The 12,156-nt window shown below is 67.9% G+C and carries 13 protein-coding genes; 7 read left to right on the forward strand and 6 right to left on the reverse strand.

Annotation, left to right across the window (positions count from 1 at the left end):
• Window positions 1-42: 42 nt before the first annotated feature.
• From ACLJPD_RS15420 to ACLJPD_RS15435, 4 genes are read left to right on the forward strand one after another with little or no spacing between them, the layout of a single operon-like run.
• Window positions 43-1,452: a class I adenylate-forming enzyme family protein gene (locus ACLJPD_RS15420; RefSeq protein WP_410872803.1), complete on the forward strand. Its 1,410-nt coding sequence runs from the start codon at window positions 43-45 to the stop codon at window positions 1,450-1,452.
• Entirely contained in the window at window positions 1,430-2,326 is an 897-nt protein-coding gene (locus ACLJPD_RS15425; protein ID WP_410872804.1) for an acyl-CoA dehydrogenase family protein, read from the forward strand. Before ACLJPD_RS15420 ends, ACLJPD_RS15425 begins: the two co-directional genes overlap by 23 nt.
• Entirely contained in the window at window positions 2,313-3,401 is a 1,089-nt protein-coding gene (locus ACLJPD_RS15430; RefSeq protein WP_410872805.1) for an acyl-CoA dehydrogenase family protein, read from the forward strand. Before ACLJPD_RS15425 ends, ACLJPD_RS15430 begins: the two co-directional genes overlap by 14 nt.
• Window position 3,402: 1 nt before the next feature.
• A complete protein-coding gene (locus ACLJPD_RS15435; protein ID WP_410872806.1) occupies window positions 3,403-4,167 on the forward strand; it encodes an enoyl-CoA hydratase/isomerase family protein in 765 nt (254 codons plus the stop codon).
• A 68-nt stretch (window positions 4,168-4,235) separates the two neighbouring features.
• Here ACLJPD_RS15435 and ACLJPD_RS15440 read toward each other — a convergent pair whose 3' ends face one another.
• Window positions 4,236-5,000, reverse strand: coding sequence for an SDR family NAD(P)-dependent oxidoreductase (locus ACLJPD_RS15440; RefSeq protein WP_410872807.1), 765 nt, complete (start codon window positions 4,998-5,000; stop codon window positions 4,236-4,238).
• A 100-nt stretch (window positions 5,001-5,100) separates the two neighbouring features.
• On the opposite strand from ACLJPD_RS15440, the gene ACLJPD_RS15445 reads away from it, so the two are divergent.
• Window positions 5,101-6,246 carry a thiolase family protein gene (locus tag ACLJPD_RS15445; protein WP_410872808.1) on the forward strand — a complete coding sequence of 382 codons (1,146 nt, stop codon included), beginning with the start codon at window positions 5,101-5,103 and terminating at the stop codon, window positions 6,244-6,246.
• A gap of 90 nt (window positions 6,247-6,336) precedes the next feature.
• On the opposite strand, the gene ACLJPD_RS15450 is transcribed toward ACLJPD_RS15445, so the two are convergent.
• Window positions 6,337-6,990 (reverse strand): TetR/AcrR family transcriptional regulator, encoded by a 654-nt coding sequence (locus ACLJPD_RS15450; protein ID WP_410872809.1) that lies wholly within the window; start codon window positions 6,988-6,990, stop codon window positions 6,337-6,339.
• A 173-nt stretch (window positions 6,991-7,163) separates the two neighbouring features.
• Between ACLJPD_RS15450 and ACLJPD_RS15455 the strand changes: the two genes are divergently transcribed.
• Together ACLJPD_RS15455 and ACLJPD_RS15460 are read left to right on the forward strand one after the other, a co-directional pair.
• Window positions 7,164-7,949, forward strand: a complete 786-nt coding sequence (locus tag ACLJPD_RS15455; RefSeq protein WP_410872810.1) for an enoyl-CoA hydratase — start codon at window positions 7,164-7,166, stop codon at window positions 7,947-7,949.
• A gap of 40 nt (window positions 7,950-7,989) precedes the next feature.
• Window positions 7,990-8,490 (forward strand): hypothetical protein, encoded by a 501-nt coding sequence (locus ACLJPD_RS15460; RefSeq protein ID WP_410872811.1) that lies wholly within the window; start codon window positions 7,990-7,992, stop codon window positions 8,488-8,490.
• A gap of 63 nt (window positions 8,491-8,553) precedes the next feature.
• Here the strand turns inward: ACLJPD_RS15460 and ACLJPD_RS15465 are convergent, their stop codons facing one another.
• From ACLJPD_RS15465 to ACLJPD_RS15480, 4 genes are all read right to left on the reverse strand, one after another.
• A complete protein-coding gene (locus ACLJPD_RS15465; protein WP_410873421.1) occupies window positions 8,554-9,336 on the reverse strand; it encodes an acyl-CoA dehydrogenase family protein in 783 nt (260 codons plus the stop codon).
• Between the two features lie 68 nt (window positions 9,337-9,404).
• Window positions 9,405-10,535 carry an acyl-CoA dehydrogenase family protein gene (locus ACLJPD_RS15470; RefSeq protein WP_410872812.1) on the reverse strand — a complete coding sequence of 377 codons (1,131 nt, stop codon included), beginning with the start codon at window positions 10,533-10,535 and terminating at the stop codon, window positions 9,405-9,407.
• On the reverse strand, window positions 10,532-10,948 hold the full coding sequence (locus tag ACLJPD_RS15475; RefSeq protein ID WP_189034221.1) for a nuclear transport factor 2 family protein: 417 nt from the start codon (window positions 10,946-10,948) through the stop codon (window positions 10,532-10,534). The genes ACLJPD_RS15470 and ACLJPD_RS15475 overlap by 4 nt, the downstream gene beginning before the upstream one ends.
• Entirely contained in the window at window positions 10,935-12,152 is a 1,218-nt protein-coding gene (locus ACLJPD_RS15480; RefSeq protein ID WP_410872813.1) for a metal-dependent hydrolase family protein, read from the reverse strand. The genes ACLJPD_RS15475 and ACLJPD_RS15480 overlap by 14 nt, the downstream gene beginning before the upstream one ends.
• Window positions 12,153-12,156: the final 4 nt, after the last annotated feature.

The raw sequence follows: 12,156 nt of genomic DNA on the forward strand, positions 1-12,156 counted from the left end.
ATGAGAATAGTATTCTCTCTCATGAGACGGGAACCTTCCAAGATGTCCGACACTGTGCCGAGTGCGCTCGTGTTCGAGGGGCGGGCCTACACCGGAGTCGAACTCGACGAGCTGGCGGCCGGGTTGGCCGACGAGCTGGCGGGGCGTGGCGTCCGGGCGGGCGAGCGGGTGGCGCTCATGTCGTCCAACCGGCCCGAATTCGTGGTGGCTGTCCTCGCGGTGTGGCGCCTGGGTGCCTGCGTCGTCCTGATCAGCTCCGCCTGGAAGCACGACGAGGTCGCCCACGCGCTCGCCGTCACCGGCGCGGCGCACGCACTCGGCGATTGCGCCGTGCTCGGCGAACTGCTGCCGATGCGGTACCTGGGCGACCCGATCGAACCGGCGAAAGCCGGTGCGGTCCAACATGATCCGACATCCGAGGCGGTGCTCGTGTTCAGCTCCGGCACCACGGGGATGCCGAAGGCGGTGCGGCACACCCACGATTCGGTGGCAGTGGCCGTGCGGCAGTGGACCGAGGTGCTCGGCCTGTCCGGCACCGATCGGATCCAGGTCGCCACCCCGCCCTCGCACATCCTGGGCCTGCTCAACATTCTCACCGCGCTGCGAGCGGGAGCCTGGATGCGGCTGCACCGACGCTTTGATCTGAACACGATGCTGTCGTGCATCCAGGACGACCGCATCACCATCGAGATGGCCGTCGCGCCGATCGCGCTCGCGCTCGCGTCGCACCCCGATCTCGAACGCTACGACCTGAGTTCGCTGCGCTACATCATGTGGGGCGCCACCCCGGTGACGGCGAGTGTCGCCGAAACGGTGACCGCGCGCAGCGGGGTGCGGTGGCTGCCCGCCTACGGCGCGAGCGAGCTGCCGGTCATCGCGTGCAATCCGCTCGACGGCGCCCGGCTGGATTCTGTCGGCAAGGCGGCGCCCGGAGTTCACCTCCGGGTGGTGGACCTCGAGACCGGAAAACCGGTGGTGCCAGGGGAGACCGGGGAGATCCAGTGCCGGTCGCAGTCGGTGATGGCGGGCTATCTGCCTGCCGAGGCGACCGCTGAGGCATTCGACGGCGAGTGGTATCGGACCGGTGATGTCGGGCACGTCGACGCCGACGGCTGGGTACGGATCACCGACCGGGCCAAGGAGATGATCAAGGTGCGCGGCTTCCAGGTCGCACCCGCCGAGATCGAGGCGGTTCTGCACGGGCACCCCAAGGTCATCGACTGCGCGGTGTTCGGAACCCCCGACCCACGCGACGGCGAAGCGGTGGTCGCCGCCGTCGCCGTGCTCGACGGCGTGTCCGCCGACGAGCTGATCACGCTGGTCGGCGAACGGCTGGCTTCCTACAAGCGGCCCCGTCGCATCGTGTTCGTACCCGAGATCCCGCGCCTGCCTTCGGGCAAGGTGCTCCGACGAGTCCTCGAGGAGCGTCATGGACGTCCGACTGACCAGTGAGCAGCGCCAGCTGCATGCGGCTGCCGCGAGGCTGGCCGACGAACTCGGGCCGAGCTCGGTCGCCGAGCTCGACAATGCGAGCAGGATCGCCCGGCTCGAGAAGGCGGTGGCGACCGCGGGGTGGCGAAACCTGCGATCCGACGGGGCTTCCGGAGTCGAAATAGCCCTCGTGACAGAGGAATTCGCGCGCGGTCTGGTCGACGTCGCCTTCCTGGGGCCGGTCTTGGCCGACGACCTGCGCGGGGGCGCCGACGGTCGATGGACTATCGGTTTCGGTACACGCGCGGTCGATGCCGCGGACCGCGATCGGGCATTGCTGCTCGACGACGGACAGCTGTTCGCCCGCGCGGTCGGGCAAGCATTGCCCGGTGCCGATCTCACCAGGCGCACCGCCGAACTCACCGGCCCACCGGAACTGCTCGGCGAGGTGTCGCCGGAGCAACTGATCCGCTGGCAGGCGCTGGCCGTCACCATGACGACCGCGGATCTACTCGGCGCGGCCCGCGGAACACAGCAGCTGGCGGTGGAGTACGCCAAAGTCCGCGAGCAGTACGGCCACGCCATCGGCTCCTATCAATCGGTGGCACATCTGCTCGCCGAGAGCCTGGCGTTGATCGAGGGTGCGATCAGCGTATTGCGTTACGCCGCATGGGCAGTCGACGAATTGCCGCCTGCCGAGGCCTTGCGCGCAGCGCGGGTCGCCAAGGTCTACACCGCCCGCGCCGCGCGCACGGTGTGCGAGACCTCGATTCAGGTACACGGCGGCATCGGCAACACCTGGGAGTGTCTGGCCCATGTGTACCTGCGCCGGGTGCTGACCTCGACCGAACTGTTCGCCACCCGTCTGGAGGAAATCGACTGTGGACTATCGTGATTCGCCCGAGGAGGCCGCGTTCCGTGCTCGGTTGCGGGAGTGGCTGGCCGACAATGCCGCCTCCTTTCCCTCCACCGGCGACGAGTACTGGGCGAAAGCGGGTGACTGGCACCGGGCGCTGTACGGTGCGGGCTTCTTCGGACTCTCCTGGCCGGAGGAATACGGTGGTCACGGGCTGCCGCCGGTGTACGACGTCATCCTGGACGAGGAACTGACCAGAGCCGGTGCGCCGCAACGGCCCAGTCTCGGGTACCTGGTGCACGGACTCGTCGCGCACGCGAGTCCCGCACTGCAGCAGCGTTTCCTGCCCGGCATGATCGACGGCTCGCAGCGCTGGTGCCAGGGTTTCAGTGAGCCGGACGCGGGATCGGACCTGGCCTCGCTGCGCACGACGGCGACCCGCGACGGTGACGACTACGTCCTGCACGGGCACAAGGTCTGGACCAGCTACTCCGACGTCGCCGATTGGTGTCTTCTGCTCGCGCGCACCGATCCGAGCGCACCTCGGCACAAGGGCATTTCGGGTTTCATCGTGTCGATGCACGAGCCGGGGGTACAGCAGCAGCCACTACGGATGATCAGCGGTGTCACCCGCGAGTTCGGGCAGGTGCGGTTCGATGGGGCCAGGGTGCCCGCCGACCGGATGGTCGGCGCGCCCGGGGACGGCTGGAAACTCGCCATGACCGTGGTCGGGCACGAACGTGAACCCGCCACCCTGGGTTTCGCGGCCCGCTACGCGAAGACGGTACGCCAGCTCGAGTCCCGAGTGACCGGACAGGTACCCAGCGAACTCGCTTGGGCCGCAGTGCAATCGGAGATGCTCCGGCTGCACGTTCGGCGCAGGCTCTCCGAGCAGCTCGACGGTCTCGTGCACGGCCCGGACGGTTCGCTCGACAAGCTGCTGATGACCTGGGTGGAGCAATCCGTCGGGCACGCGGCCCTCGCGGTCGCGGGCACCGGCGACGACGACATGTTCGGCAGCTACCTCTACAGCCGCGCCCAGAGCGTCATGGGCGGAACTTCGCAGATCCAGAAGAACATCATCGCTTCGCGCATCCTCGACCTAGGAGCCTGACATGTACGACCTGCCCACCGAGATCAGCGTCGAGGCCGACGGCCCGCTGCGGATCATCACGCTCAACCGACCCGACGCGCTCAACGCTGTCAACGACGCGCTGCATTCGGGCCTGGCGGCGCTCTGGCCCCAGCTCACCGCCGACCGCGAGGCCCGGGCCGCGGTGCTGACCGGTGCTGGCAAGGCGTTCTCCGCCGGCGGGGATTTCGCCTATCTCGCCGAACTGTCCCGCGATGCCGACCTGCGCGCGAAGACCATCGCGCACGGCCGCGAGATCGTGCTCGGGATGGTTCGCTGCCGGGTGCCGGTGATCGCCGCGGTGAACGGCCCGGCGGTCGGGCTCGGCTGCAGTCTGGTGGCGTTGAGCGACGTCGCCTACATCGCCGAGGACGCTTACCTCAAAGATCCCCATGTGCAGGTCGGCCTGGTGGCCGCTGACGGTGGTCCGCTCACCTGGCCGCTACACACCAGTCTGATGCTGGCCAAGGAGTACGCCCTGACCGGTGCCAAGATCACCGCCGAACGGGCTCGTGAGATGGGCTTGGTGAACCATGTTGTGGCCGACCCGCTGACCGAGGCGCTGGCCTGCGCGAAACGCGTGCTGGAACTGCCGAGGCAGGCCGTGGAGAGCACCAAGCGACTGCTGAACCTGCATCTCGAGCGCGCCGTGCTCGCCACGCTCGACTACGCGAACGCGGCCGAGGACCTCTCGTTCCAGACCGAGGAGTTCCGTACGATCATCGGCCGCCTCACCGCCGGGAAGTAGCGCGCGACCGTGCACCGGAGGGCCGGAACAGATCCGGTTCCCTCCGGTGCGGCACCGACTCGGCTGGCCTACTTCGGCGGAAACCGCAGGGCACCGTCCAGACGGATGACTTCGCCGTTGAGATAGTCGTTCTCGATGATCGCTGTCGCCAGCTGGGCGTATTCGTCGGAGCGCCCCATCCGCTTGGGGAACGGCACCTGCGGACCCCAATAGCCTTCGAGCTTGTCGGCGGACTTGCCGTAGGCGGGGGTGTTGACGGTGCCGGGGGCGATGGTGACCACCCGGATGCCCAGTGGCGAGAGGTCGCGGGCGGCGACCAGGGTCATGGCGGCGACCCCACCCTTCGCGGCGGCGTAGGGAAGCTGGCCGATCTGGCCCTCGTATGCCGCGATGGAGGCGGTGTTCACGATCACGCCGCGCGCGCCTTCGGCCAGCGGCTCGGTGGTGGCCATCGCCTCGGCGGAAAGGCGCAGCACGTTGAACACCGCGGTCAGGTAGTACTCGATGGTGGTGCGGAAGCCCGCCAGGTCGAGGGCTGAACCGTCCTTGCCGATCAGTCGACCGCCGGTCGCGGGACCACCGTGGGTATCGACGGAGATGCGCAGGGGGCCGAGCGATTGAGTTTCCGCGACCGCGGCGCGCACCGAATCCTCCTGCGTGGCATCGGTATGGACGTAGCGGATGCCGAGCTCGTCGACCAGCTCCTTGCCCTTGTCGTCGGCGACATCGGCGACGACCACCTTCGCGCCCGCGGCGTGTAGCCGCCGTACCGTCGCCTCGCCGAGGCCGCCGGTGCCGCCCACCACGAGCGCGGAACTTCCACTGATCTGCATGTAGTGATCCCTCCTTGTGAATATCAATCTCAATGAGAGAGAATACTATTCTCACACCCGGCAGTCAGCCCTTTACCGGCAACCCACCCAGGAGGCCCCCATGCCCGAAGCTGTCATCGTCTCCGCGCTGCGGACGCCCATCGGTACCGCCCGGAAGGGAACGCTGCGCGACACCACCGCGTTCGACCTCGCCCACCACGTCGTCGGTGCGGTGGCCGCAGATCTCGAAGCCGACCGAATCGACGACGTGATCCTCGGCGAGGGTCGCTACGGCGGTGGTGTGCTGGCGCGGCACGCGGCCGTCACCGCTGGTCTCACGTCGGCGCCCGGTCTGGCGCAGAACCGGCACTGCGCGGCGGGCATGTCCGCCGTGCAGACAGCGGCGGCCAATATCAGGGCCGGCATGGACGAGCTGGTGATCGCCGGTGGCGTGAACAGCGAATCGACCGCTCCGCGGGCGCGATTCAGAGTCGGGCCCGACGAGTGGATCGACCCGTGGGTCTCGCCCAGCCACCCGGACCGTCCGGATGCCCCGGCCATGGACATGTCCATCACGGTCGGCTGGAACACCGCGGTGCGGGCCGGGCTCACCCGTGACGACATGGATCGTTGGGCGTTGCGCTCCCATCGCAATGCGATCGCCGCCATCGACGCGGGCCTGTTCAAGGACGAGATCATCGCCGTCGAGACGCCGCACGGGCTCTTCGATACCGATGAGCATCCGCGGCGCGACACCAGCCTGGAGCGGCTGGCATCGCTCAAAGTGCTGCATCCCGAAATCGACGGCTTCTCGATCACCGCGGGCAACGCGTCGGGGGCCAACGACGGCGCGGCCGCACTGGCGATCGCTTCCGAACGGCTGGGCCTGCCCGCGCTCGGCTACATCCGGGGGTGGGCATCGGTCGGGGTCGACCCCGCGTTCACCGGCCTGGCGTCGATCGAGGCGATCACGAAGGCAGTGCGCCGGGCCGGGATCTCGCTGGCCTCGGTGCGGCTGATCGAGATCAACGAGGCATTCGCCGCGGTGCCGCTCGCGGCCATCCGCGCCTTGGATCTGGATCCGGAGATCGTGAACTACAGCGGCAGCGGATGTTCGCTCGGCCATCCGGTGGCGGCGACCGGAGCCAGGATGATCGTCACCCTGGTCCACGAATTGCGGCGTCGCGGTGGTGGATTCGGCATCGCCGCGATGTGTGCCGGGGGCGGCATGGGTTCAGCGACGGTCATCGAGGTGCCTGCGGTCTGAGCAGATGGCAGCTGATGCCGCGACAGGGGCTCGGTAGCCCGACAGCAACGCCCGGCGGGCCGTTCACCGACCTGCCGGGCGTTCGCGGACTCAGGAGCGGGCGAACCCGTGTGCGCAGAAGTTCCAGACTTCGGCGGCCGTGATCGGGTACTGCGTCTCCTCGTCGACCGCGCCGGTGGACTGCGCGGTGAACATGACCGTCTGCATCACCATGGCCGCGGCCCGGCGGGTGTTCATGTCGGGGCCGATCTCGCCGGCTTCCTTGGCGAGTTCCATCAATTCGGTGAACAGGGCAAGGACCGGCGCGTGCGCGACTTTGACATGCCCCGGGTGTGAAACCAGCAGTTGCGGCGCGAAGTCGGTGAACAACGGCCGTTGGGCGGCAGGATCGGGCCTGCATAACTCGAACAGCAATTCGACGGTGACCTGGAGTTTGTCCATCGGGTCGGTCTGTCCGTCGGAGGCGGCGCGCAACTGTTCCGACGTGCGGGCCAGCGCGTCTTCGAACAGGGCGAGCAGCAGTTCGTGTTTGCCGTCGAACTGTAGGTAGAAGCTGCGCAGCGACTGGCGGGACCGGTCGACGACCTCCTGCACGGTGAAGTCGGTAGTGCCCTTCTCCGTGATGATGGCCTGGGCGGCGTCGAGGAATCGCTGCACCCGCTCCTCGGCGCGCAGCGTCGCCGTACGCAGCGATCGTTCGACCGCGCGCTGCTTCCAGGCGGGTTTCTCGCTCGGGCTGGTCACGGGCGCCTCGATCCCCGGACATGCGAAGAGAACATGGATGCACTGTACCGGAGAACGTTGTTTAACTGTGTAGCCATGCGACGGATGTCGCGGCAGTCACGAGACTGTTACTTCCTGCTGGCGAGAATGGTATTCTCGGTGCACTGCACCCCCGCCCGGCTAGGAGCATCGATTTGTACATCCGTTACGAAGTCGCCGATCGCATCGCGACCATCACCCTGGACCGGCCGGAGGCCGCCAACGCGCAGAACGGTGAACTGCTCGACGAGCTGGACGCCGCGTGGGTCAGGGCCGCCGAGTCCGACGATGTCGCGGTGATCGTGCTCCGGGCGGAGGGCAAGCATTTTTCGGCAGGCCACGATCTGAACGACAAGTCCTGGCCGGATCCGCGCACGATCACCCTCGACCGGATATACAGCCTGGAGTCGCGGCGGTACCTCGAGTACTCGCTGCGGTGGCGCAATATCCCGAAGCCTTCCATCGCCGCCGTGCAGGGCCGGTGCATCGCGGGTGGGTTGTTGTTGTGCTGGCCGTGCGATCTCATCGTCGCCGCCGAGGACGCGCTCTTCTCCGATCCGGTGGTGCTGATGGGCATCGGTGGCGTCGAATATCACGGCCACACGTGGGAACTCGGCGCCCGCAAGGCGAAAGAGATCCTGTTCACCGGGCGCGCGGTGACCGCTGAGGAAGCGCAGCAGGTCGGCATGGTGAACACGGTGGTGCCAAGGGCCGAACTCGACGATCGCACCCGGGAACTGGCCGCTCGTATCGCCGCCATGCCGGCGTTCGGTCTGCGCCAGGCCAAGCGGGCCGTCAATCAGACGCTGGATGTGCAGGGCTTCTTCGCCGCTATCCAGTCGGTGTTCGACATCCACCAGACGGGACACGGAAACGCGCTCAGCGTCACCGGGTATCCGGTCTTGGTCGGTATGGACGAAATGAAGGCGAACATCAAATAGTCGCCGGTCCTCTGCCTCACCCCCGAAACAAGGAAGTTTCATGCGCACATCTCTGCTCCGTACCACCACAGCCTGTTGCAGTCTCGCCGTCGTCGCGGTCTCCGTTCTCGTCGGGTGTGGTTCCGACGACGAACAGGCCGTGGCGTCGACCACTACCGCTCAGGCGACCACCAGCGCGGCATCTCCGACGGTCGACGCGGCCGCCACCCAGGCGATCACCCAGGCCTACACGACCTTCTTCGACGGCTCGGTGCCGCCGGACAAACGTGCCGCGCTGGTCGAGAACGGTGACGTCTTCCTGCCGATCCTGCAGGCGCAGTCACAGAATCCGCGGTCCTCCGGCACCACGGTGACCGTGGCCGGGGTGAAATCCACCGGCGCGAACAGCGCCGATGTGAGCTATTCGCTGCTCATGGGCGGCACTCCGGTGTTGCCGGATCAGACCGGGCAGGCGGTGAATCAGAACGGCACCTGGAAGGTCGCCGCGGCGACCTTCTGCGCGCTGCTGGCCATTCAGGGAGGCACGTCCACCGCTTGTTGAGCGCACAGTGATCGCCCGGCACCGGAAACTCCGGTGCCGGGCGATCTTTCGCGTAGCCGATGATCAGAGGTGGGCGATCCGGACGGCCGTGCCCGAGATGCGAATCGCGGTGCCCGCTTCCCGGGTGAGTTCTCGCGCGCTGCCGAGAAGTCCGTCCAGCACCAGGGTTCGGCGAACGTGGCGATGGTGTGGGTGCTCGGCGGTGAAGCCGATCCCGCCCAGTACCTGTTGACAGTGCCGCGAGGCGGTGAGTGCGGCGTTGCCCGCCGCGGCTTTGGCGAGCAGCGCGGCCGAGGCGGGGTCACCGGGGAGGCAATCGAGGGCGACCTCGTCGGCGACCAGCAGCGCCGCTTCGGCGCCGTCGAGGGCGACCAGGGTCTCGGCCAAGCGGTGCCGGACCGCCTGGAAAGACGCGAGTGGGCGCCCGAACTGAACCCGTTCGAGCGCATGCGTCCGTGCCAGCCCGAGCATGGCATGGCCGGTGCCGAGCAACCACCAACCCAGCGCCCGCCTGCCCTCGGACAGCGCTCGCGCGGTGAGTTCGGCACCCTCGGGAACTCGGCGTAGCGGCAGTTCCGCGTCGATGGTGTCGCCCGGCATGCGGGTCGACTGGTCATCGCCGCCGGGTTCGTGGCGCTCCCACCGCAGCCAGTGTCCGCCAGTGAAAGGCAGCGCGCAGGGGTCGGTATGTCCGAGCACGTCGAGCAGCAGCGGCGCGTGCGCTCCTGTTTCGCCGAGTAGCCGGAACACCACGGGCCCCGCGAGTTCCGGTGCCGTGTCGAGTATGTCGGGCCAGCCGAGCTCGGCCAGGAGGATGTCCAGGGCTGGGCCGGTGGCGCCGGTCATCGCACGGCGAACCGACTCCGTGAACAACGCGCGTTCGGCCGGATCGAGGCCGGTGTCCTCGGTCACGGTTACTCCTTCCCGAGGTCGAGCAGTCTGCGGGCGATGATGTTGCGCTGGATCTCGGCGGTGCCGCCGTAGATCGTGGCCGCTCTGGAATAGAGGAATTCGGTGCGCCACGGGCCGTCGTCGAGTTCGACGACACCGGGCAGCAGATCCCTGGCGATGTCGAACAACTGCTGTTCGGCGGTGGCGAGCAGCACCTTGTCGATCGAGGTCTCGGGCCCGATCCGCGCACCGGCCGCCAGCCGGCGTTGGGTGCCAAGCGATCGGCACCGCACGGTGTGCAGGGCGAGGTAGGCGGCGCCGAGTGTGGCGTCGTCGCCGCTGTCGGTTTGCGCGAGAACCTGGTCGAGTCGCGTGAACAGGTAGGCGATCCGGTGCCAGAAGCAGGTGGAGCGCTCATAGGGCAGCAGGTCCATCGCGATCCGCCAGCCGTCGCCGGGGTTGCCGAGCAAACGGTCCGCGGGAACCGCCACGTCATCGAAGAACACTTCGGCGAATTCGTCCACGCCGTGCATGGTCCGCAGCGGGCGCACGGTGATTCCCGGCGAATCCATATCGACGAAGAACGCGCTGATTCCCTCGTGGCCGGGCCCGGTCCGCGCGAGCAGTACGCAGCGGGCCGCGTACTGCGCCAAGCTCGTCCACACCTTCTGCCCGGAGATCACCCACCCGTCGCCGTGCTGTGTCGCCTTCGTGCTGAGTGAGGCGAGGTCACTGCCGGAGCCGGGTTCGGAAAACCCTTGGCACCATTGCTCACGACCCGACAGCAGCAGCGGCACCATCGTCGCGGCCAGTTCGGGGCGGGCGTAGGCGATCATGGTCGGCGCGAGGACTTCGATCATCGACCAGATGCCCGGCTCGGCGAGGTCGCGGGTAGCGATCTGTTCGCCGAGCACGGCACGCAGCGCGGCAGGTCCGCCGAGCCCGCCGATCTCGGTGGGCCAGCCGTAGCGCATCCAGTCCGCGTCGAAGAGCGCGCGCCGGACCCGCAGCAGTTGTGCCACTTGGCCGTCGAGCGAATGGTCCGGCGCCGGGGTCAGGTCGTTGGCGTCGAGCCAGGCGTGCAGGCCGGTTCGGAAATCTGAGATGCCGTGCAGCACAGGCGGTATCGCGGGCGAGGTGGTGCCCACGGTCATGCCTTGGAACGCTCGAACGCGTGCGGGATCCCCGAATCGTGCTCACCGTTGCGGCGGATGAACGTCATCCGCCGGGTCTGGAGTCGCCACCCTTGTTCGCCACGGACGAGCGTGTCGGTGTAGTACCCGATCCGCATGTCGTGCGTGCTGTGCTCGATGAAACACAGCGGTTGCGTGCCGGTCGCGGTGTCGCCGTCGATATCGAGTGCCGGTGTGCCGGTGAGGAAGAGCCCTTTCGGCGCGGCGGCGACGAGCTCGGGGAACAGGTCGAGTGTGTAGGTGTCGCCGAAGGCGCTGTAGGTGCCGTCGGGGGTGAACACCGCGATCACACCGTCGATGTCGCCCTTGGTGATGGTCACCGCGTAGCGGGCGAGTACCTGCTGGATCTCGAGCAGGTCGTCAGTTGTGGACATAGATCTTTCCGCCTTTCATCACGAACTGCACGTTTCGGGTGTGGGTGATGTCGTCCACGGGGTTGCCGGGCACGCCGATGATGTCGGCGAGCTGCCCTTCGGCGAGCCGTCCACGGTCGGTGACGCCGATCAGTTCCGCGCCGCTCACGGTGGCCGCGCGCAGCACATCCAGGGGTGTCATGCCGCGCTCGACCAGGGCGACCAGCTCGTCGGCGTTGCGGCCGTGCGGAATAGCGGGCGCGTCGGTGCCGACGGCGATCTTGACGCCGGCGCGGTAGGCGGCGAGCACCGAGGTGCGGGCCTTGGGGAACATCTCGGCCGCCTTGGCCTGCAACGCCGGGTCGGCCTTGGAGACATCCATGGCGTCGGCCAACCGGGTGGTCGGCACGAGCCAGGTGCCGTGCTCGACCATCATCGCGATGGCCTCGTCGTCGATGAGGAAGCCGTGTTCGATGCAGTCGATGCCGGCCGCCACCGCGTGCTTGACCGCGTCGGCGCCATGGGTGTGTGCGGCCACCCGCAGTCCACGGCGGTGTGCCTCGTCCACGATCGCGCGGAGTTCATCGTCCGAATAGTGCTGTGCGCCAGGTGCTCCGGTGAGCGACATGACGCCACCGGAGACGCAGATCTTGATCAGTTGCGCGCCGTGTTTGATCTGGTAGCGCACCGCCTTGCGCACCTCGTCGACACCGTTGGCGATGCCTTCCTCGATCGTCAGGTGCAGCACGTCCGGCGCGAAGGCGGCGAACATGGTCGGGTCGAGGTGCCCGCCGGTCGGGGTGATCGCATGGCCGGCGGGCACGATGCGTGGACCGTCGATCCAGCCCGCGTCGATAGCTTTGCCGAGTGCGACATCGAGCAGGTAACCACCGGTCTTGACGAAAAGGCCGAGGTTGCGCACGGTGGTGAAGCCGGCGCGCAGGGTGCGCCGGGCATTGCCCACCGCGCGCAACACCCGCAGTGCCGGATCGTCGGTGACGCTGGAAGCCAGCCCGGTTTCCCCGCGTCCGCCCATCAGCAGGTTGACTTCCATATCCATCAGGCCGGGCAGCAGGACGAGGTCGCCGAGATCGACGACCTCGCCCTCGGTGGCACCGCCGACACCGACGATCCGGTCGCCCTCGATCCGCACGATGCCGGGCCGAATGATCTCGCCGGTGTCGACATCGAGCAGGCCGGCCGCTCGCAGGGTGTGCGTTGCCACCGCG

This window comes from Nocardia sp. A7 (assembly GCF_046549215.1).
Classification (GTDB): domain Bacteria; phylum Actinomycetota; class Actinomycetes; order Mycobacteriales; family Mycobacteriaceae; genus Nocardia.

Coding starts and splice junctions, on each gene's coding strand:
- ACLJPD_RS15420 (WP_410872803.1), top strand. CDS start 43: ATGTCCGACACTGTGCCGAGTGCGCTCGTGTTCGAGGGGCGGGCCTAC.
- ACLJPD_RS15425 (WP_410872804.1), top strand. CDS start 1,430: ATGGACGTCCGACTGACCAGTGAGCAGCGCCAGCTGCATGCGGCTGCC.
- ACLJPD_RS15445 (WP_410872808.1), top strand. CDS start 5,101: ATGCCCGAAGCTGTCATCGTCTCCGCGCTGCGGACGCCCATCGGTACC.
- ACLJPD_RS15435 (WP_410872806.1), top strand. CDS start 3,403: ATGTACGACCTGCCCACCGAGATCAGCGTCGAGGCCGACGGCCCGCTG.
- ACLJPD_RS15460 (WP_410872811.1), top strand. CDS start 7,990: ATGCGCACATCTCTGCTCCGTACCACCACAGCCTGTTGCAGTCTCGCC.
- ACLJPD_RS15475 (WP_189034221.1), bottom strand. CDS start 10,948: ATGTCCACAACTGACGACCTGCTCGAGATCCAGCAGGTACTCGCCCGC.
- ACLJPD_RS15470 (WP_410872812.1), bottom strand. CDS start 10,535: ATGACCGTGGGCACCACCTCGCCCGCGATACCGCCTGTGCTGCACGGC.
- ACLJPD_RS15440 (WP_410872807.1), bottom strand. CDS start 5,000: ATGCAGATCAGTGGAAGTTCCGCGCTCGTGGTGGGCGGCACCGGCGGC.
- ACLJPD_RS15465 (WP_410873421.1), bottom strand. CDS start 9,336: ATGACCGGCGCCACCGGCCCAGCCCTGGACATCCTCCTGGCCGAGCTC.